This is a genomic window from Auraticoccus cholistanensis (genome assembly GCF_009742705.1).
Lineage (GTDB): Bacteria > Actinomycetota > Actinomycetes > Propionibacteriales > Propionibacteriaceae > Auraticoccus > Auraticoccus cholistanensis.
Genome location: NZ_WPCU01000008.1, coordinates 71539 through 95592, shown reverse-complemented (window position 1 = coordinate 95592; position 24054 = coordinate 71539). Strand labels below are relative to the sequence as shown.

Sequence of the window (24054 nt, the reverse complement as noted above, 5' to 3'; positions counted from 1 at the left end):
AGACCGGACCAGTTGCTACCAACGGCCTCCGGCCGGGACAGGGAGGCCTCGGTGACCGAGATCAGGCTGGACGCGCAGCTGGTGGACTACCTGCTGATCGCGCTCTACTTCGTCTTCGTCCTCGGCGTCGGCATCTACGCCAAGCGCGGGGTCTCGAACTCGATCGAGTTCTTCCTCTCGGGCCGCTCGCTGCCGGCCTGGGTGACGGGGCTGGCCTTCATCTCGGCCAACCTCGGCGCGGTCGAGGTGATGGGCATGTCGGCCAACGGCGCCCAGTACGGCTACCCGACGTTCCACTACTTCTGGATCGGCGCCGTGCCCGCGATGCTGTTCCTGGGCGTGGTGATGATGCCCTTCTACTACGGCTCCAAGGTCCGCTCGGTGCCGGAGTTCATGCGGATGCGGTTCGGCACCGGTGCCCACCTGGTCAACGCCCTCTCCTTCGCGCTGGCCCAGATCCTCATCGCCGGCGTGAACCTGTACCTGCTGGGCACGATCGTCAACCGGCTGCTGGGCTGGCCGATGTGGCTGGGTCTGGTGGTGGCCGCCGCCATCGTGCTGGCCTACATCACGCTGGGCGGGCTGAGCGCGGCCATCTACAACGAGGTGCTGCAGTTCTTCGTCATCGTCGCCGCGCTGCTCCCCCTCACCCTGATCGGTCTGCACAAGGTCGGCGGCTGGCAGGGGATGCTGGACCGGGTCCGCGGTGACGAGATCGGCGGCGCGGAGCAGCTGAACGCCTGGCCGGGCACCGACCTGTCGGGCTTCCAGAACCCGGTGCTCAGCGTGGTGGGCATCGTGCTGGGTCTGGGCTTCGTGCTGTCGTTCGGCTACTGGACCACCAACTTCGTCGAGGTCCAGCGCGCGATGGCGTCCAAGGACATCACCGCCGCCCGGATGACCCCGATCATCGGCGCCTTCCCCAAGATGTTCGTGCCCTTCATCGTCATCATCCCCGGCATGATCGCCGCGGTGCTGGTCGGCGAGCTGGCCGAGTACAAGCGCGTCTACGCCGAGCAGGGCGAGGCCGCGGCCGGCGCCACCGGCGTCACCTACAACGACTCCCTGCTGCTGCTGATGCGCGACGTGCTGCCCAACGGGCTGCTCGGGGTGGCGATCGCCGGTCTGCTGGCCGCCTTCATGGCCGGCATGGCGGCCAACATCTCCGCCTTCAACACCGTGCTCAGCTACGACATCTGGCAGCAGTACATCCAGAAGGACAAGCCGGACGAGTTCTACCTCAAGGTCGGTCGCTGGGCGACCGTGGCGGCCTGCATCATCGCCATCTTCAGCGCGCTGATCGCCGCGAACTTCTCCAACCTGATGGACTACCTGCAGACGCTCTTCGGGTTCTTCAACGCCCCGCTCTTCGCCACGTTCCTGCTCGGCATGTTCTGGAAGCGGGCCACCCCGACCGCCGGCTGGGTCGGGCTGGTCGCGGGCACCCTGTCGGCGGTCTTCGTCTTCGTGCTGGCCGAGACCGGTGTGCTGAACCTGCCCGGTCAGGGGGCGGCGTTCGTGGCCGCCGCCACCGCGTTCGTGGTCGACATCGTGCTGATGGTCGTGGTCTCCCTGGTGACCCGCCCCAAGCCGGTGGCCGAGCTGAAGGGTCTGGTCTACTCCGAGACCCCGAAGGCCGACCTGGTCGACCCCGACGAGAAGGACCTGCCGGTGTGGCGGCGTCCGGTGCCGATGGCCGGGCTGGCCCTGGTGCTGGTCGTCGTCCTGAACATCGCCTTCGCCTGAGCCCGACGACGAGAGAGGAGCTGACGTGAGCGAGACGAACGACGCCCCCGGGGCGCACGTGGAGAAGGTCGGCGGGTTCGACATCCGGAACTTCATCGGCGTGCTGATCGGGATCTACGGGCTGGTGCTGCTGGTGTGGGGCCTGTTCTTCTTCGACGACGTCGAGGCCGGCAAGACCGGCGGGGTGAACGCCAACCTGTGGGCCGGGATCGGCATGCTGGTCTTCGCCGCGGCCTTCGTGCTGTGGTCGCGGCTGCGTCCGCTGAAGATCCTGGTGGCCGAGAACGAGGCCGGCGCCGAGGCCCCCAAGGACATCGCCCCCACCGACTGAGCCGGGCCTACCGCGCCCGGGTCGGTGGAAAAGGCGCTACCGCGCCCGGGCCACCCGGGTCTCGTCCCACACCGGCTCGTCGGAGGCGTAGACCGACCCGTCGGCGCCGAAGACCAGGAACCGGTCGAACCCGCGCGCGAACCAGCGGTCGTGGGTGACGGCCAGCACGGTCCCCTCGAAGCCGGCCAGCCCCTGCTCCAGGGCCTCCGCGGACTCGATGTCGAGGTTGTCGGTGGGCTCGTCGAGCAGCAGCAGGGTCGCCCCCGACAGCTCCAGCAGCAGGATCTGCAGCCGCGCCTGCTGACCGCCCGAGAGCGTCTCGAAGCGCTGCTCCGCCTGCGCCGCCAGGCCGTAGCGGTCCAGCGCGCGGGCGGCCTGCTCCTGCGGCATCCCGGCGCGGTGCTCGTCGCCGCGGTGCAGCACGTCGAGCAGGGTGCGCCCGACCAGCTCGGGGTGGTGGTGGGTCTGGGCGAACCAGCCGGGACGCACCCGCGCCCCCAGCCGGGCCGAGCCGGTGTGGGCCACCGGCGCGATGTCCAGCTCCCCCACCGGCCGGTGCTCCACGTCGGGCAGCGAGCCACCACGGGCCAGCAGCCGCAGGAAGTGCGACTTGCCGGAGCCGTTGGACCCCAGCACGGCCACCCGGTCCCCGAACCACACCTCGGCGTCGAAGGGGCGCATCAGCCCGGTCAGCTCGAGGTCCTCCACCACCACGGCCCGCTTGCCGGTGCGTCCGCCCTGCAGCCGCATGGTGACCTTCTGCTCCAGCGGCACGGCCTGCGGCGGCCCGGCCGCCTCGAACTTGGCCAGCCGGGTCCGGGCGGCCTGCAGCCGGCTCGCCATGTCGGCGTTGCTGGCCGCCTTGATCTTGTACATCAGCACCAGCGCCCGCAGCTTCTCGTGCTCCTCGTCCCAGCGCCGGCGCAGCTCCTCGAAGCGGGCGAACCGCTCCCGCCGGGCCTGGCCGAAGGTGGCGTACCCGCCGCCGTGGACCCACAGCGTGTTCCCCGCGGCGCCCAGCTCCAGGGCCGCCACGGCGGTCGCGGCCTCGGCCAGCAGCTGGCGGTCGTGGCTGACCATCAGCACGGTCTTGCGGGTGGTCTGCAGCTGCGTCTCCAGCCAGCGCTTGCCCGGGACGTCGAGGTAGTTGTCGGGCTCGTCCAGCAGCAGCACCTCGTCGGGGCCGCGCAGCAGGTACTCCAGCGCCAGCCGCTTCTGCTCGCCGCCGGACAGCGTCGACACCCGGCGCCAGCGGGCCCGGTCGTAGCCGACGCCGAGCGCGGCGGTGCAGCAGGTGTCGAACACGACCTCGGCCTCGTAGCCGCCGGCGTCGGCGTACTCGGCCAGCGCCGCGGCGTAGCGCAGCTGCAGCGGCTCGGACTCGTCCTCCATCAGCGCCAGCTCAAGAGCGTCGACCTGCGCGGCGGCGGCCCGGATCCGCTCGGGGGCCAGCGACAGCAGCAGCCCGCGGACGTCGGTGTCGTCGCGGATGCTGCCGATGAACTGCCGCATCACCCCCAGCCCCCCGCTGCGGGTGACGGTCCCCTCGTCCGGCTTCAGGTCCCCGGCGACGATCCGCATCAGCGTCGTCTTCCCGGCGCCGTTGGCCCCCACCAGGGCCACCACCGCCCCCTCGCCGACCCGGAAGGAGACGTCGTCCAGCAGCACCCGCCCGTCAGCCAGGGTGTAGCTGACGTGGGAGAGGTCGACGTGGCCCATGGCGGTGATGCTAGGAGGGCGCAGCCTGCCCCCGCGAGCCGTTTGCGGCCCCGGGCGGGGCTGGCCGCGGCAGGTAGAGTGCTGTGTCGGTCTCGCGCTCACGCGCGGCCCGATCGGCCCCGCGCTCCCGCGCGGGGGTTTCCGCGGTACCGGGACGGATGGATGCGCAGCACTCGAGCACGCGCCCTCGCTCCCTGGCTGGTCGGCCTGGTGGCCACGACCGCAGGGGTGTGGGCGGCGATCACCTGGCAGTACGCCCAGCCGCCGCTGCGGGGGCACGAGGCCTCCGACCCCGCCACCTCCCTGGTGGCCGCGCTGCTGAGGCTGCTGGCCACCTTCGCCGGGCTGGCGACGCTGGCCTCGCTCGCCGGGGTGGTGCTGACGGCCCGCCGGGGCACCGGCCGGCGCGCGCAGCTGGGCGAGCCGGCGCTGGACCGGATGGCCACCGCCCGCCACCGCGCCGTGGGCTGGGCCGCCGCGTCGCTGGCCCTGGTGCCCTTCGACGCGGCCGACACCAGCGGGCTGGCGGTCACCGTCGCGCTGCCGAACCTGCGGGACTTCCTGCTGTCCACCCAGACCACCCAGGCCTGGTTGCTGACCGCGGTGGTGGCCTTCGTGCTCTCCTGCGTGGTGCCCTTCGTGCGCACCTGGCCCACCGCCGTGCTGCTGCTCGTCGTCGGCGTGCTGGTGCAGCTGCCGACCGTGGTGACCGCCCAGGTCTCGGTCGGGGCGGGCCACGACCTGGCCACCGACGCCGCCGTCGTGATGACGCTCGCGGTGGCCGCCTGGAGCGCGAGCGCGCTGGCCCTGCCGCGACGTCCCGACGCCGACGTGCTGCGCCGCCACCACCGGCTGGCGGGGCTGGCCCTGCTGGTCGCGCTCCCCTCCCGGGTGCTCATCGGGGTCTTCGAGATGGCCGGCGAGAGCTGGCTGGCCCCCGGGTACGGCGCCTCGGTGCTCGTGGCGGTGGGTCTGCTGGTGCTGCTGGCCCTCGGCTGGCTGCTCCGCTCCCGGCTGCTGGTCTCCTCCCGGCCGGTGCCGGCCGTCCGGCTGGTCACCGTGGAGGCCGTGCTGCTGGTGCTGCTCGCCGGGGTGTCGGTGGTGCAGTCCCAGCTGGTGCCGCCCCGGTTCCGGGTCCCGCAGACCTCCCAGCAGAACTTCCTGGGCTACGAGGTGCCCGCACCGCCGTCGTGGGAGTCGCTGCTGCTGCCCGGCCGGGTCAACCTGCTCCTGCTGCTGCTGGCCGTCGCCATGGTGGGGCTCTACCTGCTCGGCGTCCGCCGGCTGCACCGCCGCGGGGACACCTGGCCGCGGGGCCGCACCGCCGCCTGGCTGGGCGGCTGGGCCATGGTGGCCTACGTCTCGGTCAGCCAGGTCTGGCAGTACGCCAGCACCACCTTCAGCTGGCACATGGTGCTGCACATGGCCCTCAACATGGGCGCACCCGCGCTGCTGGTGCTCGCCGGACCCATCACCCTGCTGCTGCGGGCCCGCGCCTCCGCCCGCCGCGGGCAGCTGCTCTCGCTGCGCGACGCCGTGACCGCCGGCCTCGGCGCCCGCGCCCTGCACGTGCTGGGGCACCCGATCCTCATCTGGGCGCTCTTCGTGGGCTCGTTCTACCTGCTCTACCTGACCGGGCTGTTCGACGTGGTGATGAAGTACCACTGGTCGCACCAGCTGATGAACATCCACTTCCTGCTCGTCGGTGCGCTCTACTACCAGGTCGCGATCGGCGTCGACTCCCCCGGCCGGCCGATCCCCCACGTGGCCAAGCTCGGCTACATCCTGGCCGCGATGCCGTTCCACGCCTTCTTCGCCGTGGCCGTGCTCAACAGCGCCGAGATCGGCGCCGGCTACTACACGGGTCTGGACCTGACCTGGGCCCCGGACCTGGCCGCCGACCAGCAGGTCGGCGGGCAGCTGGCCTGGGGGCTGGGCGAGCTGCCGCTGATCGGGGTCACGATCGCCCTGCTGGCCCAGTGGTTCGGCTCCGAGGAGCGGGCCGCCCGCCGCTTCGACCGGGCCACCAGCGCCGGCCACGACACCTCCCTCGACGCCTACAACGAGATGCTGGCCGAGCTGGCCCGCCGTGAGCGGGCCCAGCCCGACGGGAAGCGGCCCGACGGGGAACGGGTCGACGGGGAGCAGCCCGTGGCTCGCTCCGGCGGCAGCGGCGGGGAGGCGGCGCGATGAGCACCGGCACCACCGCTCCCGGGCTGCCCGGCACCCGCACCCGCGAGTACGACCTCGAGGGCATGACCTGCTCGGCCTGCGCCAACCGCATCGAGAAGAAGCTCAACAAGCTCGACGGCGTCCGGGCGGTGGTCAACTACGCCACCGAGCGCGCGGTGCTCACCGGCCCCGCCGAGGGCCTGGACGAGCGGGTGCAGCAGGCGGTCCGGGCCGCCGGGTACCGCGCCACGGTGGTCGACCGCGACGCCGACCCCGACGACACCTCCCACCCCGACCGGACCCGCTCGCTGCGGCTGCGGATCGCGGTGGGGGCGGTGACCACCGTGCCGCTGGGCAGCCTGACGATCATCCTGGCGCTGGTGCCCGAGCTCCGCTTCCCCGGCTGGGAGTGGCTGGCGGTGGCGCTGGCCACCCCGACCGTGCTCTGGGGCGCGTGGCCCTTCCACCGGGCGACGCTGCGCAACCTGCGGCACGGCTCGTTCAGCATGGACACCCTCGTCTCGCTCGGGGTCGTCGCGGCCTACCTGTGGTCGGTGGTGGCCGTCGTGTCGGGCGGCTCCGGGGAGCCGGGCTACTGGCTGGGCTACGGAGTCACCCCGGAGGGGGCCGACGCCATCTACCTCGAGGTGGCCACCGCCGTCACCACCTTCCTGCTCACCGGCCGCTACGTGGAGGCCCGGTCGAGGCGCTCGGCGGCCGACGTGCTCGGTGCCCTCAGCTCGCTGGCCGCCACCACCGTGCGGGTGGTCCGCGACGGGGTCGAGCAGGTGCGTCCGGTGGGCGAGCTCGCTCGCGGCGAGGAGTTCTCAGTCCGGCCCGGGGAGACGATCGCCGCCGACGGCTCGGTGGTCGAGGGCGTCTCCAGCGTGGACACCTCCATGATGACCGGGGAGCCGGCCCCGGTGGACGTGGTCGCCGGCTCGCCGGTGCTGGGCGGCACCATCAACCTGTCCGGGCGGCTGCTGGTCCGCGCCGAGCGCGTCGGCGCGGCGACCCAGCTGGCGCAGATGGCCACGATGGCCGAGCAGGCCCAGGCCCGCAAGGCCCGGGTGCAGGCCCTGGTGGACCGGGTGGTGGCGGTGTTCGTCCCCGCCGCCCTCGGTGTCGCGGTCGTCACGCTGGTCGGCTGGCTGCTGGTCGGCGGCAGCACCCGGGACGCCTTCAACGCCGCGGTGTCGGTGCTCATCATCGCCTGCCCGTGCGCCATGGGGCTGGCCACGCCGACCGCGCTGATGGTCGGGGTCGGTCGCGCCGGGCAGCTCGGCATCGTCATCAAGGGACCGGCGGCCCTGGAGTCCTCCGGCGTGATCGACACGGTCGTGCTCGACAAGACCGGGACCGTGACCACCGGGGCGATGACCGTGGCGGGGGTCCACGACCTCGTCCCCGGGGCCGACGACCTGCTCGGGCTGGCGGCCGCCGTGGAGCGCCACTCCGAGCACCCGATCGGCCGGGCGGTGGTGCAGGCCGCCGCCGGGCTGCCGGGCGCGGGGTCGGAGCCGGTCGTGGAGGGCTTCACCGCGCTGGGCGGGCTGGGGGCCGAGGCCCGGGTGGACGGCCGGCCGGTGCTGGTGGGCAACCTGGCCCTGATGGCGGAGCGGGGTGTCGACGCCCGGCCGGCGCACGCCCTGGTCGACGCCGCCGAGGACGCCGGGCGGACGGCCGTCGTGGTGGCGGTCGAGGGCCGGGTCCGCGGCGTGCTGGAGCTGTCGGACGAGGTCAAGGAGTCCGCCCCGGAGGCGGTGGCCCGGCTGCGGGCGATGGGGCTGCGGACGGTGCTGCTGACCGGCGACAACGCCCGGGCCGCCGCCCGGGTCGCCCAGCAGCTGGGGACCGACGAGGTGCTGGCCGAGGTGCTGCCGACGGACAAGGCGAGCCACGTCGAGCGGCTGCAGGCGCAGGGCCGCCGGGTGGCCGTGGTCGGTGACGGGGTCAACGACGCCGCCGCGCTGGCCACCGCCGACCTGGGGCTGGCCGTGCTGAGCGGCACCGACATCGCGATGAAGTCGGCCGACATGATCCTGGTGCGCAGCCACCTGGGCGTCGTCCCCGACGCCATCGCGCTGGCCCGGCGCACGCTGGGCACCATCCGCGGCAACCTGGTGTGGGCCTTCGGCTACAACGTGGCCGCCATCCCGCTGGCCGCCCTCGGTCTGCTGAACCCGCTGATCGCCGGGCTGGCGATGAGCCTGTCCTCGCTGTTCGTGGTGGGCAACAGCCTGCGGCTGCGGAGCTGGACCCCGCCCCGCGCGGACCGGCGTGAGCTCGCCGGCACCTCCCGGTCCGCGTAGGCTGGTCCGCCGTGCCACCTGCTCCGACCCCGCCCCCGCGCGACCGCGACCTGAGGTCCGCCTTCGCCCGCGAGGGCCGGCTGTACGGGCTCGGGCTGGTCTGCGCCGTCCCCGGCGCGCTGGCCGTGTGGCGCACCGACTCGTTCTGGATCGGCGCGCTGGTCTTCCTGGCGGTGCTGGGCGTGGCCGGCAGCGGGCTGTGGGCGCTGGAGCGCCGGCTCGCCGCCCGGCGCGCCGGGCGTGACGGAGCTGGTTCCTCTCCAGGCCCGGACCGCCGTGGCCCCCGCACGCCGGAGAACCCCCGCCCGCCGACGAACCCCCGCCCACAGAAGAGTCCTGGACAGCCCCGAGACCCCCGGGACCGTCGCCGGTGAGCGCGGGTCCTCGTCCGGCCACCAGCGGGCAGCCGCGCGGCATCGTCTCCTACGTCCGCCGTACCACCCGGCTCACCGAGACCCAGCAGCACGCCTGGGACCGCTACGCCGCCCGCTGGGTGGTGCCCTTCCCCGAGGGCTCCCGCGAGACCTCGGTGGCCGAGGACGTCCAGCCGCTGGACCTCCCGGCCCTCTTCGGCCGCCGGGCCCCGCTGGTGGTGGAGATCGGGTCCGGGAACGGCGAGGCGCTGGTCGCGGCCGCCCAGGCCCGTCCCGAGGTGGACCTGCTGGCCTTCGAGGTGTACCAGCCCGCGGTGGCCAGCACGCTCAGCCGGATCGAGCGGGCCGGGGTGACCAACGTCCGGCTGCTGATGGCCGACGCCGTCGGCGGGCTGCGGCTGCTGCTCGGCCCCGACTCGGTCAGCGAGCTCGTGGTGCTCTTCCCCGACCCCTGGCACAAGCTGAAGCACCGCAAGCGGCGGCTGGTCACCCCCGCCTTCGCCGACCTGGTGGCGGAGCGGATGGTGCCGGGCGGACTCTGGCACCTGGCGACCGACTGGGCCGACTACGCCAACCAGATGCTGCGGGTGCTCGGCGAGCACCCCCGCTTCGAGAACCTGCACGCCGACTGGGCGCCCCGGCCGGCGAGCCGCCCGCTGACCAAGTTCGAGGCCAAGGGTCTGGAGCGCGGTCGCGTCATCCGCGACCTCACCTTCCGGCGCCGCTGATGGGCACCACCCGGATGCGGATGGACCTGGCCTACGACGGCACGGACTTCCTGGGGTGGGCGGTGCAGCCCGGGCAGCGCACCGTGCAGGGCGAGGTCGAGCACTGGACCACCACCGTGCTGCGGCTCGACCGGCCGGTCGGCCTGGTCTGCGCCGGCCGCACCGACGCCGGCGTCCACGCCCGGGCGCAGGTGGCCCACGTCGACCTGCCCACCGGCACCGACCCCGCCACGCTGCTGCGCCGGCTGCGGCGCGTGCTGCCCGGCGACGTGGCGGTGCTGGGGCTGCGGGAGGCACCGCCGGGTTTCCACGCCCGCTTCTCCGCCCTCTGGCGCCGCTACGTCTACCGGCTGGTGGACGGCGACCGGGTCGGCGACCCGCTGCAGCGCGGGCACGTCGCCGAGATCCGCCGCGAGATCGACGTGGACCGGTTCAACCAGGCCGCGGCCACGCTGCTCGGCCTGCACGACTTCGCCCCCTTCTGCCGGCGACGGGCCGGCGCCACCACCATCCGCACGCTGCAGGACGTCGAGGCCCGCCGGGTGTGCGCCGGCCCGCTCGGCAGCCGGGTGGAGGTGACCGTCCGCGCGGACGCCTTCTGCCACTCGATGGTCCGCTCGCTGGTCGGGGCGCTGACCGCCGTGGCGACCGGTCAGCGCGACCCCGGCTGGCTCGCCGCCGTGGCCGCCAGCGGGCGACGGCACTACCAGGTGCAGGTGATGCCCGCCCGCGGGCTCACCCTGGAGGAGGTGCGCTACCCGCCCGACGACGAGCTGGCCAGCCGGGCGGAGGAGGCGCGCAGCGTCCGCGGCCCGGTGGCGGTGGACGACGAGGACGTGGAGGGCGAGGAGTGAGCCACTACTTCGAGACGCCGGAGGGCCCGGAGCGCCGCCGCGACGTCGCCGTGGAGGTGTGGGGCCGCCGCTGGGAGCTGCAGACGGCGAACGGGGTGTTCGCCGGGCAGGGGCTGGACCTGGCCACGGGGGTGCTGCTGCGCAGCCACCGCCCCGACCCGGCGTCCCGCCGGCTGCTGGACCTGGGCTGCGGCTGGGGGCCGATCGCGATCGCGCTGGCCGCCGAGCTGCCTCGGGCGACGGTGGACGCCGTCGACGTCAACACCCGCGCGCTGGGGCTCTGCCGCGACAACGCGGCCCGGGCCGGGGTGGGCGACCGGGTGCGGGTGATGACCCCCGAGCAGGTGGACGCCGACGCCCGCTACGACGAGATCTGGTCCAACCCGCCCATCCGGGTGGGCAAGGAGGCCCTGCACGAGCTGCTGCTGCAGTGGCTGCCGCGGCTGACCCCCACCGGGGTGGCCCGGCTGGTGGTCGGTCGGAACCTGGGGGCGGACTCGCTGCAGCGCTGGCTGGACGAGCGCGGCCACCCCTGCCGCCGGACCGCGAGCGCGAAGGGGTTCCGGGTCCTGGAGGTCTCCCCCGCCGGGGGCTGAGCCGCCCCGGGCTGGTCCGGCCCGGGGCCGGGTTGGTACGTTGCCCCCGACATCCAGGGGCGCCTGCAGGGGAAGTCGGTGCGAACCCGACGCTGGCCCGCAACCGTGTCGCCGTCCTCGACGGCGGAGCCGGAGTGCCTGCACCGCCCCGGCTCACCACCACCCGCCGTGGTCCGCGGGACGAGCCCGGTCAGCGGTCCTGCCGCACGGGCGTGTCGTGACCGCGGCAGAACGAGGACACCTGATGCCGGGCACGCTGCGGGACCGCTGGTCCCTCGCCCGGGTCCCGCGCTCCCTGCACCCGGCCGCGTGGTGGGGCTGGTCGCTGGGCACCGCCGCGGCCGCCAGCCAGACCACCAACCCGCTGCTGCTGGTGCTGCTGGTGGCCGTCGTGGTCGCGGTGGTGTCGCTGCGCCGGGGCGACGGCCCGTGGGCCTCCTCGTTCCGGCTCTACCTGCTGCTCGCGGTGTTCCTGGTGGTGGTGCGCGTGCTGTACCGGGTGCTGCTCGGTGGCGGCGAGGGCGGTGCGGTGCTGCTCCCGCTGCCCGAGCTGCCGGCGCTGTGGCCCGGCGGGCTGCGGCTGCTCGGCGACGTCACCTCCGACGCCGTGCTGCAGGGGCTGCAGGACGGGCTGCGGCTGGGCGCGGTGGTGGTGTGCGTGGGAGCCGCCAACGCGCTGGCCAACCCGAAGCGGCTGCTGGCCGCGGTCCCCGGGGCGCTCTACGAGGTCGGCGCGGTGCTGGTGGTGGCCGTCACCGTCTTCGCCCAGCTGGCCGACTCGGTGCTGCGGGTGCGGCGCGCGCGGCTGCTGCGCGCGACCCCGGCCGGTCGGGGGGTGCGGCACCGCCACCGGGTGGTGCGCGCCGTGGTGGTCCCCGTGCTGACCGACGCCCTGGACCGCTCGCTGCAGCTGGCCGCCTCGATGGACGCCCGCGGCTACGGCCGCCAGGCCGGCACCAGCCGGGGCCGGCGGCTGGTCACCGGCACCCTGCTCGTGACGTCGGTCGTGCTGCTGGGCTACGGCGCCTTCGCCGTCCTCTCGGCGGCCCTGCCCACCTGGCGGTGGTACCCCGCCGAGGCCGCCTGGGCCCAGCTCGACCCCGGCCTGCTGGTGCTGCTGGCCGGACTGGCCGCGGCGGCGCTGGGGTTCCGCTCGGCGGGCCGGGCGGTGGTCCGCACCCGGCACCGGCCCGACCGGATGCGCGCCGCCGAGTGGACGACGCTGCTGAGCGGGCTGGCCTGCTTCGCGGTGGTGCAGCTGGTGGCCCGCGGACCGGAGGCCGGCGTGCTGCTGCCCGGGGTGCGGGCCTGGCCGTCGCTGACGCCCGCCCTGGTGCTGGCCCCGGTGCTGGCGCTGCTGCCGGCGCTGCTGACCCCGCCGCCCGCGCTCACCGGTGCCCAGCTCCCGCGGGCCGCCGCCGGAGGGTTGTCGTGACGGCCGCGGAGGCGACGTGCTGAGCATCCAGCACCTGACGGTGCGCTACCCCGGGGCGGAGCGCGACACCCTGTCCGACGTCTGCCTCGAGCTGCCCGAGGGCGAGCTGGCGCTGGTGGTGGGCCGCACCGGCAGCGGCAAGTCGACCCTGCTCGGCTCGGTCAACAACCTGGTCCCGCGCTTCACCGCCGGGCGACGGGTGGGGCGCATCCTCCTCGACGGCGCCGACGTCACGCTGGCCAGCCCCCGCGAGCTGGCCGACCGGGTCGGCCGGGTGGGTCAGGACCCGCTGGCCGGCTTCGTCACCGACACCGTCGAGGAGGAGCTCGCCTACGGGATGGAGCAGCTGGGCGTGGCGCCGGAGCGGATGCGGGTCCGCGTCGAGGAGACCCTGGACCTGCTGGGCATCGCGCACCTGAGGTCGCGGGCGCTGACGACGCTGTCGGGCGGCGAGCAGCAGCGGGTGGCGATCGGCAGCGTGCTCACCCTGCAGCCACGGCTGCTGGTGCTGGACGAGCCGACCTCCGCGCTGGACCCGGTGGCCGCCGAGGAGGTGGTCGCGCTGCTGCGGCGGCTGGTGCACGACCTGGGCACCACCGTGCTGGTGGCCGAGCACCGGGTGGAGCGGGTGGTCGAGGCCTGCGACCGGGTCGTCGCGGTGCTGCCAGACGGGCGGGTGCGCGACGGGGCCCCCGCCGACCTGCTGCCCGAGGCGGGCTCGGTGCCGCCGGTGTTGGAGCTGGGCCGCCGGCTGGGGTGGGCACCGGTGCCGCTGCACGTGCGCGACGCCCGCCGCCGGGCCGCCGGGCTGCGGTCGCGGCTGGGCCCGCCGCCGGCCGACCCGCCGCTGCCCGCCCCGGTCGCCGACCAGGGCCTCGACGCCCGCGGCGTCCTCGTGCGCCACGGCCGGCAGGTGGCCGTCGCCGGCGTCGACCTGGCCGTGCCGCGCGGTCAGGTGTGCGCGCTGGTGGGGCGCAACGGCTCGGGCAAGTCCTCGCTGCTGTGGGCGCTGCACGGCGCCGGGCCCCGGCAGGCCGGCACGGTGCGCGTCGACGGCAGGCCCGGGCGCGGCCAGGTCGCGCTGGTGCCGCAGACCCCGGCCGACCTGCTCTACCTGGAGACCGTGGCCGAGGAGTGCGCCGACGCCGACGAGCAGGCCGGTCTGCCGGCCGGCAGCACGCTGGCCGCCCTCGCCGAGCTGGTGCCCGACGTCGACCCCGGCCAGCACCCCCGCGACCTCTCCGAGGGCCAGAAGCTGGCGCTCGTGCTGGCCCTGCAGCTGGCGGGCTCGCCGCCGGTGGTGCTGCTGGACGAGCCCACCCGGGGCCTGGACGCCGCCGCCAAGGCCACCCTGACCCGGCAGGTCGCCGAGCTGGCCCGACGCGGGCACGTCGTCGTGCTGGCCAGCCACGACGTGGAGTTCGTGGCCCGGACCTGCTCGCGGGTGGTGGTGCTGGCCGACGGCGAGGTGGTGGGCGACGGGCCGGTCCGCGACGTGCTGGCCGACTCACCGCTGCTGGCCACCCAGGTGGCCCGGGTGATGTCCCCGCTGCGCTACCTGACGGTGGCCGAGCTGCTGACCGCTGCCGGGAGCCCCTCGTGAGCCGGCAGACTCCGGCGCCGCAGGACCTGCCGGTGCTCGACGTGGGGGTCGGCACCGTCGGGGTCCGGCTGCGCGGCTGGTCGGCGCTGGTCGTCGCGGTGGCCAGCGCGGTGGCGCTGGCCCTGCTGCTGTGGCCGTTCTGGCTGCCGGCCCGCTCCGGGGCCGCTGCGGACGCCCCGTGGCTGCTGGCGCTGCTGCTGCCGCTGGTCGTGCTGCTGGTGCTGGCCCAGCTGACCGAGCACGGCCTGGACTCCCGCACGCTCGCCGTGCTGGGCGTGCTCTCGGCCCTCAACGCCGCGCTGCGGCCGACGCTGGGGGCCGGGACCGCGGGGGTGGAGTCGGTGTTCTTCACGCTCGTGCTGGCGGGGCGGGTGTTCGGTCCCGCGTTCGGCTTCCTGCTCGGCTGCACCTCGCTGTTCGCCTCGGCGCTGCTCACCGCCGGCGTCGGCCCGTGGCTGCCGTTCCAGATGGTCGCCGCGGCCTGGGTGGGGATGGGGGCCGGGCTGCTCCCGCGCCGGGCCCGCGGCCGCGCCGAGCTGGCCTGGCTGGTGGGCTACGGCGTCGTCTCCGCCTACGCTTTCGGGCTGCTGATGAGCCTGTGGTCCTGGCCGCTGGTCGCGCAGGCCGCCCCCGGGGCGCCGGGACCGCTGGACCACCTCCCCGGGGCTCCGGCGGCGGAGAACCTGCGCCGGTTCGCCGCCTACGCGCTGATCACCTCCACCGCCGGCTGGGACACCGGCCGGGCGGTGACGAACACGGTGGCCCTGCTGCTGCTCGGCCCCGCCGTGCTGGCCGTGCTGCGGCGCGCCGGGCGGGTGCGCTGACCCCTGCGCCGAGGAGGTGGCGAGGCGCCGGGCTACGCTCCCGGGGTGATGACGCGCCTGCTGGCCGACGGCGTCCGGCTGCGGCTGCGCACCCGCGGCGACGCCGCCGCGCTGGCGCGGGCCTACGTCCGCAACCGCGAGCACCTGGCCCCCTGGGACCCCGCCCGCGAGCCGTCGTGGTTCACCGAGCAGGCGCAGCGCCAGGACACCCTGACCCGGCTGCGGGCGGCCGAGGCCGGGGACGGGCTCCCCCTCGTGCTGGTGAGCGGCACCGGCGCCGAGGAGGAGGTGGTCGGCGTGGTGAACGTCTCGGGGACGATCCGCGGCTCCTTCCAGAGCGCGAACCTGGGCTACTGGGTGGACGCGGGGCTCGCCGGTCGGGGGCTGATGACCGAGGCCGTGCGGGCCACCTGCGAGCTGAGCCGCGACCACCTCCGGCTGCACCGGCTGCAGGCCGGCACGCTGCTGCACAACGCCGCCTCGCAGCGGGTGCTGACCCGCTGCGGCTTCACCCCGATCGGCGTCGCCGAGCGCTACCTGCGGATCGCCGGGCGGTGGCAGGACCACCGGCTGTTCCAGCGCATCCTCACCGACGAGGACTGAGAGCGGGCCCGCGCAGCCCGGCCACCCGCCCCCGCCGTGCGGCGGCGGCTCGCTAGAGTCGACCTCGGACGTACGTACGCCGAACCAGGAGGAACCATGGGGGTCTACACCCTGCCCGACCTGCCCTACGACTACAGCGCGCTGGCCCCGCACATCGCGCCGGAGATCATGGAGCTGCACCACAGCAAGCACCACGCCACCTACGTGGCGGGGGCGAACACGGCCCTGGAGAAGATGGCGGAGGCCCGCGCCGCCGGCGACTTCGCCAACATCAACAAGCTGGAGAAGGACCTGGCCTTCAACCTGGGTGGCCACGTCAACCACTCGGTGTTCTGGAAGAACATGTCCCCCGACGGCGGCGGCGAGCCCGACGGCGAGCTGGCGGCCGCGATCGACGAGTTCTTCGGCGGGTTCGACGGATTCCGGGCCCAGTTCGCGGCCAACGCCGCCGGCATCCAGGGCTCCGGCTGGTCGGTGCTGGCCTGGGACGCGCTGGGCCAGCGGCTCAACATGTTCCAGCTCTACGACCAGCAGGGCAACGTGCCGGTCGGCCAGGTGCCCGTGCTGCAGCTCGACATGTGGGAGCACGCCTTCTACCTGCAGTACAAGAACGTCAAGGCCGACTACGTGAGCGCCTGGTGGAACGTGGTGAACTGGGCCGACGCCGCCCAGCGCTTCACCGCCGCCCGCACCGCCACCGTGGGCCTGGTCTGATCCTTCCCACCCTCGGGGGTCGCACCGGTCGGGTGCGGCCCCCGACGCGTACCCGGAGGTCGCGATGAGCACCCGGCTGCTGCTGCTGGCCGACACCCACGTCCCACGGCGCGCCCGGCGGCTGCCCGAGCAGGTCTGGCGGGCGGTCGCGGAGGCCGACCTGGTGGTGCACGCCGGTGACTGGGTGGAGGAGGCCCTGCTGGACGAGCTCGAGCAGAGGTCGCGGGCGCTGCTGGCGGTCTGGGGCAACAACGACGGCCCCGGGCTGCGGGCCCGGCTGCCGGAGGTGGCCCGCGCCGAGGTGGACGGCGTGCGGATCGCGGTCACCCACGAGACCGGTGCCGCGCGGGGACGTGAGGCGCGCTGCGAGCAGGCCTTCCCGGCCACCGACGTGCTGGTCTTCGGCCACAGCCACATCCCCTGGGACACCACCACCCCGGGCGGGCTGCGGCTGCTCAACCCGGGCTCGCCCACCGACCGGCGCCGTCAGCCCCGCTGCACCATGGCCACCGCGGTCGCCGACGCCGGGACGCTGCGCGAGGTCACCTTCGTGCCGGTCGAGCGCTGAGCCGGGGCCTGCCGCCGCCGGGGGGGCCGGTGCACCATGGGTGCCATGGAGAGCGAGCCGAGACCCTTCCCCGAGGACTGGCAGCGGGCGGCCGTGGTGGTCGCCCACCCCGACGACGTCGAGTACGGGCTGGCCGCGGCCGTGGCGCGGTGGACCCGCTCGGGCCGCTCGGTCAGCTACGTGCTGGCCAGCAGCGGCGAGGCCGGCATCCAGGGCATGGCCCCGGAGGTCGCCGGACCGCTGCGGGAGGAGGAGCAGCGACGCTCCTCGGCGGTGGTGGGGGTGCACGACCTGCACTTCCTCGGCTTCCCCGACTCCGCCCTGCGCAACGAGGTGGGGCTGCGGTCCGCCGTGCTGGAGGCGGTGGAGCGGATCGCCCCGGACGTGGTGGTGGTCGGCTACTACGGCCCGGCCTGGGGCCCGGGCGAGCCCAACCAGTCCGACCACGTCGAGCTCGGGCACGCCGTGGCCGAGGCGCTGGCCGTCAGCGGGCTGCCGCTGTACGAGCAGGACCTGGCCGGTGAGCTGGTGGTCGACGTCGAGGACCACGTCGAGGCCGCCGTGGCCGCGCTGGCCGAGCACCGGGTGTACCTGGAGGTGCTCGACCCCACCACCCCGGTGCTGGAGCAGGCCCGCGTGCAGGTGGAGCGGTCCTGCCCGCCCGAGCAGGTGCTGGGTGGTCGCCGCGGCGTCCGGCTGAGCCGGGTGGCCGACTAGTCCGCGAGCCGGCCCGAGCCGGCCTGGGTAGGGGTCAGGAGGCCAGCCGGCGTCTCACCAGCGGACGGTGCGGCACCTCCTCGGCCAGCCGCCCGTGCAGCTCGAGCATCCGCTCCACGCTGGTCGACCAGCGGTAGCGCTCGGCACGCGCCCGGGCTCCCCGCCGCACCACCTGCTGGTCCCGGGCGGCGAGCCGCAGCACGGCGTCGGCCAGCGAGGCCGGGTCGGGCCGGCCCCACTCCCCCGAGGACGCGTCCACCAGCTCGCGTGCACCGCCGCGGTCCGAGGTCACCACCGGCACCCCGCTGGCCAGACCCTCCAGCACCGCCAGCCCGAAGGTCTCCACCGGGCAGACCGACAGGGCGATGTCCGCGGCGGCGAAGCGCCGGGCGATCTCGGCGCGGGAGCCGACGTAGCCGTGGAAGACCACCGGGGCGTCCCCGGCCACCTGGCGCAGCTCGTCCAGGTGGGGGCCGGTGCCGTAGACGTCCAGCCGCACCGGCACCCCCCGGCGGTGCAGCTCGACGGCGGTGGCCACGGCCAGGTGCGGGCTCTTCTCCCGCGAGAGCCGGCCGATGTAGACCAGCTTGAGGACGCCGTCGTCCACGGGGGCGCCGGCGTCGGGGTGGAAGGTCTCCAGGTCCACGCCCAGCGGCACCCGGACCAGGTTGGCCCCGGTCGGGGCCCACTCGTCGGCGGCGTAGGCGGAGGTGACGACCACGGCGTCGAAGGCCTTGGCCAGCCGGCTGTTGAGGGTGCTGATGCCGGGGACGCGCCCCTGGGGGCGCTTGAGGAACAGCGAGAGCTGGGCGTCGAGGCGCTCGTGGCTGAACAGCACCGAGCCGATGCCGCGCCGGCTGGCCCAGCGGGCCACCGGGGACAGCGTCCACTTGTCGGAGACCTCGACCGACGTCGGGTGGAACTGGTCCAGGACGTCCAGCGCCCGCCAGGGCTGGGCGATCATGCGGTAGCCGCCGGCCAGCCGGGGGGCCCGGACCCGGACCACGATCCCGGACCCGGTCTCGGTCACCTCGTCGGTGCTCCCGGGGACGACCAGGATCCGCTCGGCGCCGGCGTCGGTGTAGCCGCGGCCCAGGTGGTCGACCGCGGTCCGCATGCCCCCCGAGACCGGGCCGACGAAGTTGGCCAGCTGGGCGATCCGCAGGTTGCGGCGCTCGGTCACGGTCCTCCTGGGGCTCGGCGTGGCTGGGGCGGCTCGGGCGCCCGGGCGCCAGTCTGCCCTGCCCCGGACGGCGAGCAGCCTACCCGCGCCGGGACGGCACACCACCTGGGCGCCGAGACGGCGCACCACAGGGCGCCGAGACGGCGCACCACCACAGGGCGCCGAGACGGCGACGCGGCGCCCATCCATCCGATGGGCGCCGCGTCGTCCGTCACTGGCCGACCAGGTCGGTCAGGAGCTCTTGGAGGTGTCCTCGCCGGAGCCGTCGACGGCCTCCGACTCCTCGTCACGGGCCTCGGTGGCCTCGGCCCCCGCGGTCTCGGTGGTGGTCTCCTCGGGCTGCAGCGCCTCGGCCGGGGCCTCGTCGGGCCGCTCGCCACCGGTCTCGTCGGCCGGGGTGACCTCGGCCGGGTCGGCCTCGGTGCTCGGCTCGATCGAGCTGGCCGCGGCCGGAGCCGCCGCCGGGGCGGCCGGACGCGCCTTCACCGGCTCGGTGACGATCTCGATGACCGCCATCGGGGCGTTGTCGCCCTTGCGCGGCCCCACCTTGGTGATCCGGGTGTAGCCACCGTCGCGCTCGGCCACGGCCGGGGCGATCTCGGCGAAGAGGGTGTGCAGGACACCCTTGTCGCGGATGTGGGTGGCCACCAGCCGGCGCGCGTGCAGGTCGCCGCGCTTGGCCTTGGTGATCAGCTTCTCCGCCAGCGGACGGACCCGCTTGGCCTTCGTCTCGGTGGTGGTGATCCGACCGTGCTCGAACAGCTGGCTCGCCAGGTTGTCGAGGATGATCCGCTCGTGGGCCGGGCTGCCGCCGAGGCGCGGACCCTTGGTGGGTGTGGGCATGTCTCAGTTCTCCAATGGGTCGTGCGAGTAGGTCAGTACTGCTCGGTCTCGGCGTAGTCGATGTCGTCCTCGGCCTGGTCGTCGTAGCGGCCGACGGCGCTCATCGGGTCGAAGCCGGGCGCGCTGTCCTTGAGCGACAGGCCCATCTCGGCCAGCTTCTCCTTGACCTCGTCGATCGACTTGGAGCCGAAGTTGCGGATGTCGAGCAGGTCCTGCTCGCTCCGCGAGACCAGCTCGCTGACCGTGTGGATGCCCTCCCGCTTGAGGCAGTTGTAGGAGCGCACGCTGAGGTTGAGGTCCTCGACCGGCAGGGCCAGGTCGGCGGCCAGCTGCTCGTCGACCGGCGAGGGGCCGATCTCGATGCCCTCGGCCTCGATGTTCAGCTCGTGGGCCAGCCCGAACAGCTCCACCAGGGTGCGTCCGGCCGAGGCCACGGCGTCGCGCGGGGTGATGGCGGGCTTGGTCTCGACGTCGACCACCAGCCGGTCGAAGTCGGTGCGCTGCTCGACGCGGGTGGCCTCCACCTTGTAGGTGACCTTGAGCACCGGGGAGTAGATCGAGTCGACCGGGATGCGGCCGATCTCGGCGTCGAAGTTCTTGTTCTGCACCGCGGACACGTAGCCACGGCCCCGCTCGACGACGAGCTCCATCTCGAGCTTGCCGTTGTCGTTCAGGGTGGCGATGTGCAGGTCGGGGTTGTGGACCTCGACCCCGGCCGGCGGGGCGATGTCGGCGGCGGTCACGGCACCGGCACCGGCCTTGCGCAGGTACATGGTGACCGGCTCGTCCTCCTCCGAGGAGACCACCAGACCCTTGAGGTTCAGGATGATCTCGGTGACGTCCTCGACGACGCCCTCGATGGTGGAGTACTCGTGCAGGTTGCCGTCGATCTTGATGCTCGTCACGGCCGCGCCCGGGATGGACGACAGCAGGGTGCGACGCAGCGAGTTGCCGAGGGTGTAGCCGAAGCCGGGCTCCAGCGGCTCGATGACGAACCGGGAGCGGTGCTCGGCGACGACCTCTTCGGAGAGGGTGGGGCGCTGTGCGATCAGCATGGTGTTCTCTTCCTTCCCCACGTCCACCGCTATCTGAGGACGTGGAACCGCTCACGCATCCGGCGTGGGCGGGGTGCCCCTCGCGGGGCGGGTGGGGTGGCGGGCCGTTCCCGGCCCGCCACCAGGGGGCTCACTTGGAGTAGAGCTCCACGATCAGCTGCTCCTGGACGTCCACGGTGATCTGCTCGCGGACGGGCAGGGAGTGGATCAGGATCCGCATCCGGTTCGGACGGGCGTCCATCCAGGCCGGGACCTCGCGCTCGCCGTGGGTCTCACGGGCGACCACCAGCGGGTGCAGGTTCAGCGACTTGGGGCGGACGTCGATGACGTCGTGGGCGCTGACCCGGTAGGAGGGGATGTTCACCTTCTGGCCGTTGACCAGGAAGTGCCCGTGCACCACCAGCTGGCGGGCCTGGCGGCGGGTGTTGGCGAAGCCAGCGCGGTAGATCACGTTGTCCAGGCGGGACTCGAGGATCTGCAGCAGGATGTCACCGGTCTTGCCGGTCTGCCGGTTGGCCTCCTCGTAGTAGCGCCGGAACTGCTTCTCCATGACGCCGTAGGAGAAGCGGGCCTTCTGCTTCTCACGCAGCTGCAGGGAGTACTCGGAGTCCTTGGTGCGGCCACGGCCGTGCACACCCGGGGGGTACGGACGGCGCTCGAAGGCCTTGTCGTTGCCGACGAGGTCGGTCCCGAGGCGACGGGACTTCTTGGTCATGGGGCCGGTGTAGCGGGCCATTTCTCAGTCCTTCTCGTTCTTCTCGGGCGGTCAGATGCGACGGCGCTTGGGCGGGCGGCAGCCGTTGTGCGGCACGGGGGTGACGTCGGCGATGGCGCCGACCTCCAGCCCGATCGCACCCAGCGAGCGGATCGCGGTCTCGCGGCCCGGGCCGGGGCCCTTGACGAAGACGTCGACGCGCTTCATGCCGTGCTCCATCGCCCGACGCCCGGCGGCCTCGGCCACCATCTGCGCGGCGAACGGGGTCGACTTGCGGGAGCCCTTGAAGCCCACCGTGCCCGAGGACGCCCACGCGATGACGGCGCCGGACGGGTCGGTGATGGTGACGATGGTGTTGTTGAAGGAGCTCTTGATGTGGGCGTGGCCGGCGACCACGTTCTTCTTCTCCTTGCGGCGCACCTTCTTGGCGCCGGCGTTACGGCCTGCAGTAGCCATGTGTTCTGGTCTCTCCTGGGATCGTGAGGATGGTCCGCATCGGGACCCGCTCAGCCGCTGCTCCCGTGCCCGGGGCGCGGCCGCCCGTCAGGGGCGTCAGCGGGTCTTCTTCTTGCCGGCGACGGCCTTGCGCTTGCCCTTGCGCTGACGCGCGTTGGTGCGGGTGCGCTGGCCGCGGACGGGCAGACCGCTGCGGTGGCGACGGCCCTGGTAGGAGCCGATCTCGACCTTGCGTCGGATGTCGGCTGCGACCTCGCGACGCAGGTCACCCTCGACCTGGTAGCTGGCCTCGATGTGGTCACGCAGGGCCACCAGCTGCTCGTCGGTGAGCTGGTGGACGCGGGTGTCGCCGCTGATCCCCGTGGCTTCCAGGGTCTCCAGGGCGCGGGTGCGTCCCACGCCGAAGATGTAGGTGAGTGCGACCTCGAGGCGCTTGTCGCGCGGGAGGTCGACCCCGATGAGACGTGCCATGACGGCGTTCCCTTTCGTTTCCGGTCCCGGCCAGAGCCGATCGGGTTTCCACGCCCGTCAGGACCGCGAAGGTGTGTGGCGTGGCGCGTCCCCGCCGACCGGAGGATCCGGTGGAGGGCCTCGGCCTTCGTCCGAGGGTGGACCCGGTGCTGCTCCCGGCCTGCTGGCCGGTCGCTCCCCACCGGGGTGCGTCCACGCTGTGTGGTTGTGCCCGCCGGAGCGGGCTGCCGCTCCCGCCTGGGCGGGGCGGCGGTGCTGCGCCGTGGCGCAGCGTCAGGTCAGCCCTGACGCTGCTTGTGCCGCGGGTTGTCGCAGATCACCATCACGCGACCGTGCCGGCGGATCACCTTGCACTTGTCGCAGATTCTCTTGACGCTCGGCTGAACCTTCATCGAGCAACTTTCTGACTCGGAACCGCCTGGGACGAGCGCCGCGGGGCGCGCGACCGGACGACGGTCTGTGGTGGATGCGTGTGCGAGACCTGCTCGATCACTTGTGCCGGTAGACGATCCGACCGCGATCGAGGTCGTAGGGCGAGAGCTCGACGACGACACGGTCGCTCTTGAGGATGCGGATGTAGTGCTGCCGCATCTTGCCGCTGATGGTGGCCAGGACGGTGTGCCCGTTGGCCAGCTCCACGCGGAACATCGCGTTCGGGAGCGCGTCGACGACAGTGCCCTCGAGCTCGAGTGCGCCTTCCTTCTTCGCCATTACCTCTCGATCTCTCCGCACCGGCGGACCCGCAGGGCCCGGTCGACACGGACGGTGGTGGATGTGATGGTCTCCCGGCACGGGTGACCGACGATGTAGCCTACGCCACCACCCAACTCCGGCCAAATCCGGGCGGGGACGTCCCCGCCGCGGCGGGCGTCAGCCCAGCAGCAGCACCAGCAGGAGCACCACGAGCAGCGCCAGCAGCACCCCTCCGCCCACCGCCAGCGGGGCCAGCCCGCGGGGCCGGCGCGGCTCGCTGAGCTCGCCCGGGCGGCCGTCCTGGGCCACGATGGCCGGCACGGCGTGGGTCGGCGAGGCGGGCAGCCCCTGCACCACCGGGACGAGGTCGCCCAGCGTGCGGGCGGCGAACAGCAGGTCCATCCGCTGCCGGTACTCCTCCTCGACCAGGGCCCCGTCGGCGAAGGCCGCGTTGAGCCGCTCGTTGAGCTCGGCGCGCTCCTGCTCGGCCAGCGGCTCGTCGGGCCGGCTGCGGTAGCGCGACGAGATGGGCAGCTCCTCCACCCGGCCAGCCTAGGGCAGCCGCGGGCCGGGCCGGTCCTGACCGCCGGCCGCCGCGGCCACGTAGGCTGCCGGTGCTCCCGACCCCACGAGGAAGAACCCCGCATGGGCCCCCGTCAGCTGCACCGGCTGGTCGCGACCGCCGAGGCCGTCACCTGGGCGCTGCTGCTCACCGGGATGGTGCTCAAGTACGTCACCCGCACCACCGACGTCGGGGTCAGCATCGGCGGCGGGCTGCACGGCTTCGTCTTCCTCGCCTACCTGGTCACCACGGTGCTGGTCGCGGTGGACGGCCGCTGGCCGGCCCGGGCCACCGTGCTGGGGCTGGCCTCGGCGGTGCTGCCCTTCACCACGCTGCCCTTCGAGCGGTGGGCCCGCCGCCGCGACCTCCTCGCCGACCGCTGGCGGCTGCGCCAGGCGGCCGGCGGCGGACCGCTGGAGCGGCTGGTGGGGCTGGTGCTGCGCCGTCCCGTGCTGGCCTCGGTGGTGACCGTGGCGGCGCTCACGCTGGTGTTCGCCGGTCTGGTCCGGCTGGGGCCGCCCACCACCTGGTTCGCCTGACCGGCGCGTCGCTCAGCCCGGCTGCAGCCCGGTGTGGGCGGCGGCGAAGGCCAGCTGGTCGGCCCACTCCTGACCCACCTTGTGCCGCGGCCGGCCGGCGCCGTGCCCGGCGTCGGTGTCGATCCGGGTGAGCACGGGGGCGGGACCGGACTGCGCGTACTGCAGGGCGGCGACGAACTTGTGCGAGTGCAGCGGCACCACCCGGTCGTCGTGGTCGGCGGTCGTCACCAGCGTCGGCGGG

General features: G+C 74.1%; 27 protein-coding genes. 16 read left to right on the top strand and 11 right to left on the bottom strand.

What is annotated here, in order from left to right:
* Positions 1–51: 51 nt before the first annotated feature.
* Both GC722_RS12875 and GC722_RS12870 read left to right on the top strand, forming a co-directional pair.
* A complete protein-coding gene (locus GC722_RS12875) occupies positions 52–1746 on the top strand; it encodes a sodium:solute symporter family protein (protein ID WP_331714785.1) in 1695 nt (564 codons plus the stop codon).
* A gap of 25 nt (positions 1747–1771) precedes the next feature.
* Positions 1772–2077, top strand: coding sequence for a hypothetical protein (locus tag GC722_RS12870; protein ID WP_331714784.1), 306 nt, complete (start codon positions 1772–1774; stop codon positions 2075–2077).
* 36 nt (positions 2078–2113) lie between these two features.
* On the opposite strand, the gene GC722_RS12865 is transcribed toward GC722_RS12870, so the two are convergent.
* Positions 2114–3796, bottom strand: coding sequence for an ABC-F family ATP-binding cassette domain-containing protein (locus GC722_RS12865; RefSeq protein ID WP_156610797.1), 1683 nt, complete (start codon positions 3794–3796; stop codon positions 2114–2116).
* A gap of 162 nt (positions 3797–3958) precedes the next feature.
* Here GC722_RS12865 and GC722_RS12860 point away from each other — a divergent pair, with 162 nt between their 5' ends.
* From GC722_RS12860 to GC722_RS12800, 13 genes are all read left to right on the top strand, one after another.
* On the top strand, positions 3959–5989 hold the full coding sequence (locus GC722_RS12860) for a cytochrome c oxidase assembly protein (protein WP_156610795.1): 2031 nt from the start codon (positions 3959–3961) through the stop codon (positions 5987–5989).
* The gene (locus tag GC722_RS12855) at positions 5986–8280 is read left to right on the top strand and encodes a heavy metal translocating P-type ATPase (protein WP_156610793.1); all 2295 of its coding nucleotides are present in this window, start codon (positions 5986–5988) and stop codon (positions 8278–8280) included. The genes GC722_RS12860 and GC722_RS12855 overlap by 4 nt, the downstream gene beginning before the upstream one ends.
* A gap of 11 nt (positions 8281–8291) precedes the next feature.
* Positions 8292–8654, top strand: coding sequence for a hypothetical protein (locus GC722_RS12850; protein WP_156610791.1), 363 nt, complete (start codon positions 8292–8294; stop codon positions 8652–8654).
* Positions 8651–9382 (top strand): tRNA (guanosine(46)-N7)-methyltransferase TrmB, encoded by a 732-nt coding sequence (gene trmB / locus GC722_RS12845; RefSeq protein WP_331714783.1) that lies wholly within the window; start codon positions 8651–8653, stop codon positions 9380–9382. The genes GC722_RS12850 and trmB overlap by 4 nt, the downstream gene beginning before the upstream one ends.
* On the top strand, positions 9382–10236 hold the full coding sequence (gene truA, locus GC722_RS12840) for a tRNA pseudouridine(38-40) synthase TruA (RefSeq protein ID WP_156610789.1): 855 nt from the start codon (positions 9382–9384) through the stop codon (positions 10234–10236). The genes trmB and truA overlap by 1 nt, the downstream gene beginning before the upstream one ends.
* Positions 10233–10832: a class I SAM-dependent methyltransferase gene (locus GC722_RS12835; protein ID WP_331714782.1), complete on the top strand. Its 600-nt coding sequence runs from the start codon at positions 10233–10235 to the stop codon at positions 10830–10832. Before truA ends, GC722_RS12835 begins: the two co-directional genes overlap by 4 nt.
* A gap of 244 nt (positions 10833–11076) precedes the next feature.
* Entirely contained in the window at positions 11077–12267 is a 1191-nt protein-coding gene (locus GC722_RS12830; protein ID WP_156610787.1) for a CbiQ family ECF transporter T component, read from the top strand.
* A gap of 16 nt (positions 12268–12283) precedes the next feature.
* Positions 12284–13870, top strand: coding sequence for an ABC transporter ATP-binding protein (locus GC722_RS12825; RefSeq protein WP_331714781.1), 1587 nt, complete (start codon positions 12284–12286; stop codon positions 13868–13870).
* Positions 13867–14694, top strand: a complete 828-nt coding sequence (locus tag GC722_RS12820) for an ECF transporter S component (protein WP_331714780.1) — start codon at positions 13867–13869, stop codon at positions 14692–14694. Before GC722_RS12825 ends, GC722_RS12820 begins: the two co-directional genes overlap by 4 nt.
* 48 nt (positions 14695–14742) lie before the next feature.
* Complete coding sequence (locus tag GC722_RS12815; protein ID WP_156610844.1) at positions 14743–15297, top strand: GNAT family N-acetyltransferase; 555 nt, start codon at positions 14743–14745, stop codon at positions 15295–15297.
* Between the two features lie 96 nt (positions 15298–15393).
* On the top strand, positions 15394–16011 hold the full coding sequence (locus GC722_RS12810) for a superoxide dismutase (protein WP_156610784.1): 618 nt from the start codon (positions 15394–15396) through the stop codon (positions 16009–16011).
* Positions 16012–16075: 64 nt separating this feature from the next.
* Complete coding sequence (locus GC722_RS12805) at positions 16076–16579, top strand: metallophosphoesterase family protein (RefSeq protein ID WP_156610782.1); 504 nt, start codon at positions 16076–16078, stop codon at positions 16577–16579.
* Positions 16580–16624: 45 nt separating this feature from the next.
* Positions 16625–17296 (top strand): PIG-L deacetylase family protein, encoded by a 672-nt coding sequence (locus GC722_RS12800; RefSeq protein WP_197430137.1) that lies wholly within the window; start codon positions 16625–16627, stop codon positions 17294–17296.
* Positions 17297–17330: 34 nt separating this feature from the next.
* Here GC722_RS12800 and GC722_RS12795 read toward each other — a convergent pair whose 3' ends face one another.
* The 9 genes from GC722_RS12795 to GC722_RS12755 all read right to left on the bottom strand — a co-directional run bounded on the left by GC722_RS12795 (position 17331) and on the right by GC722_RS12755 (position 23255).
* On the bottom strand, positions 17331–18413 hold the full coding sequence (locus GC722_RS12795) for a glycosyltransferase (RefSeq protein WP_156610842.1): 1083 nt from the start codon (positions 18411–18413) through the stop codon (positions 17331–17333).
* 297 nt (positions 18414–18710) lie between these two features.
* Positions 18711–19322, bottom strand: coding sequence for a 50S ribosomal protein L17 (gene rplQ / locus GC722_RS12790; protein WP_156610777.1), 612 nt, complete (start codon positions 19320–19322; stop codon positions 18711–18713).
* Positions 19323–19354: 32 nt separating this feature from the next.
* Complete coding sequence (locus GC722_RS12785; RefSeq protein WP_156610775.1) at positions 19355–20377, bottom strand: DNA-directed RNA polymerase subunit alpha; 1023 nt, start codon at positions 20375–20377, stop codon at positions 19355–19357.
* Positions 20378–20507: 130 nt separating this feature from the next.
* Positions 20508–21113: a 30S ribosomal protein S4 gene (gene rpsD / locus GC722_RS12780; RefSeq protein WP_156610773.1), complete on the bottom strand. Its 606-nt coding sequence runs from the start codon at positions 21111–21113 to the stop codon at positions 20508–20510.
* 30 nt (positions 21114–21143) lie between these two features.
* Positions 21144–21548, bottom strand: coding sequence for a 30S ribosomal protein S11 (rpsK, locus tag GC722_RS12775; protein ID WP_156610771.1), 405 nt, complete (start codon positions 21546–21548; stop codon positions 21144–21146).
* A gap of 96 nt (positions 21549–21644) precedes the next feature.
* On the bottom strand, positions 21645–22019 hold the full coding sequence (gene rpsM / locus GC722_RS12770; RefSeq protein ID WP_156610769.1) for a 30S ribosomal protein S13: 375 nt from the start codon (positions 22017–22019) through the stop codon (positions 21645–21647).
* A gap of 278 nt (positions 22020–22297) precedes the next feature.
* On the bottom strand, positions 22298–22411 hold the full coding sequence (gene rpmJ / locus GC722_RS12765) for a 50S ribosomal protein L36 (RefSeq protein WP_020490683.1): 114 nt from the start codon (positions 22409–22411) through the stop codon (positions 22298–22300).
* 97 nt (positions 22412–22508) lie between these two features.
* The gene (gene infA, locus GC722_RS12760; protein WP_090592297.1) at positions 22509–22730 is read right to left on the bottom strand and encodes a translation initiation factor IF-1; all 222 of its coding nucleotides are present in this window, start codon (positions 22728–22730) and stop codon (positions 22509–22511) included.
* Between the two features lie 159 nt (positions 22731–22889).
* A complete protein-coding gene (locus tag GC722_RS12755; protein ID WP_156610767.1) occupies positions 22890–23255 on the bottom strand; it encodes a DUF1707 SHOCT-like domain-containing protein in 366 nt (121 codons plus the stop codon).
* 102 nt (positions 23256–23357) lie between these two features.
* Between GC722_RS12755 and GC722_RS12750 the strand changes: the two genes are divergently transcribed.
* Positions 23358–23813: a DUF3817 domain-containing protein gene (locus tag GC722_RS12750; RefSeq protein WP_156610765.1), complete on the top strand. Its 456-nt coding sequence runs from the start codon at positions 23358–23360 to the stop codon at positions 23811–23813.
* 12 nt (positions 23814–23825) lie between these two features.
* Here the strand turns inward: GC722_RS12750 and GC722_RS18485 are convergent.
* On the bottom strand, positions 23826–24054 hold a 229-nt coding region (locus GC722_RS18485; protein WP_231747829.1), incomplete at its 5' end, for a prolyl oligopeptidase family serine peptidase.

Excerpts from the sequence above, each read along its gene's own strand:
- GC722_RS12865 (WP_156610797.1), bottom strand. The coding sequence starts at position 3,796 with ATGGGCCACGTCGACCTCTCCCACGTCAGCTACACCCTGGCTGACGGG.
- GC722_RS12860 (WP_156610795.1), top strand. The coding sequence starts at position 3,959 with ATGCGCAGCACTCGAGCACGCGCCCTCGCTCCCTGGCTGGTCGGCCTG.
- GC722_RS12855 (WP_156610793.1), top strand. The coding sequence starts at position 5,986 with ATGAGCACCGGCACCACCGCTCCCGGGCTGCCCGGCACCCGCACCCGC.
- truA (WP_156610789.1), top strand. The coding sequence starts at position 9,382 with ATGGGCACCACCCGGATGCGGATGGACCTGGCCTACGACGGCACGGAC.
- GC722_RS12830 (WP_156610787.1), top strand. The coding sequence starts at position 11,077 with ATGCCGGGCACGCTGCGGGACCGCTGGTCCCTCGCCCGGGTCCCGCGC.
- GC722_RS12815 (WP_156610844.1), top strand. The coding sequence starts at position 14,743 with ATGACGCGCCTGCTGGCCGACGGCGTCCGGCTGCGGCTGCGCACCCGC.
- GC722_RS12810 (WP_156610784.1), top strand. The coding sequence starts at position 15,394 with ATGGGGGTCTACACCCTGCCCGACCTGCCCTACGACTACAGCGCGCTG.
- GC722_RS12805 (WP_156610782.1), top strand. The coding sequence starts at position 16,076 with ATGAGCACCCGGCTGCTGCTGCTGGCCGACACCCACGTCCCACGGCGC.
- GC722_RS12800 (WP_197430137.1), top strand. The coding sequence starts at position 16,625 with ATGGAGAGCGAGCCGAGACCCTTCCCCGAGGACTGGCAGCGGGCGGCC.
- GC722_RS12795 (WP_156610842.1), bottom strand. The coding sequence starts at position 18,413 with ATGCGGACCGCGGTCGACCACCTGGGCCGCGGCTACACCGACGCCGGC.
- rplQ (WP_156610777.1), bottom strand. The coding sequence starts at position 19,322 with ATGCCCACACCCACCAAGGGTCCGCGCCTCGGCGGCAGCCCGGCCCAC.
- GC722_RS12785 (WP_156610775.1), bottom strand. The coding sequence starts at position 20,377 with ATGCTGATCGCACAGCGCCCCACCCTCTCCGAAGAGGTCGTCGCCGAG.
- rpsD (WP_156610773.1), bottom strand. The coding sequence starts at position 21,113 with ATGGCCCGCTACACCGGCCCCATGACCAAGAAGTCCCGTCGCCTCGGG.
- rpsK (WP_156610771.1), bottom strand. The coding sequence starts at position 21,548 with ATGGCTACTGCAGGCCGTAACGCCGGCGCCAAGAAGGTGCGCCGCAAG.
- rpsM (WP_156610769.1), bottom strand. The coding sequence starts at position 22,019 with ATGGCACGTCTCATCGGGGTCGACCTCCCGCGCGACAAGCGCCTCGAG.
- rpmJ (WP_020490683.1), bottom strand. The coding sequence starts at position 22,411 with ATGAAGGTTCAGCCGAGCGTCAAGAGAATCTGCGACAAGTGCAAGGTG.
- infA (WP_090592297.1), bottom strand. The coding sequence starts at position 22,730 with ATGGCGAAGAAGGAAGGCGCACTCGAGCTCGAGGGCACTGTCGTCGAC.
- GC722_RS12750 (WP_156610765.1), top strand. The coding sequence starts at position 23,358 with ATGGGCCCCCGTCAGCTGCACCGGCTGGTCGCGACCGCCGAGGCCGTC.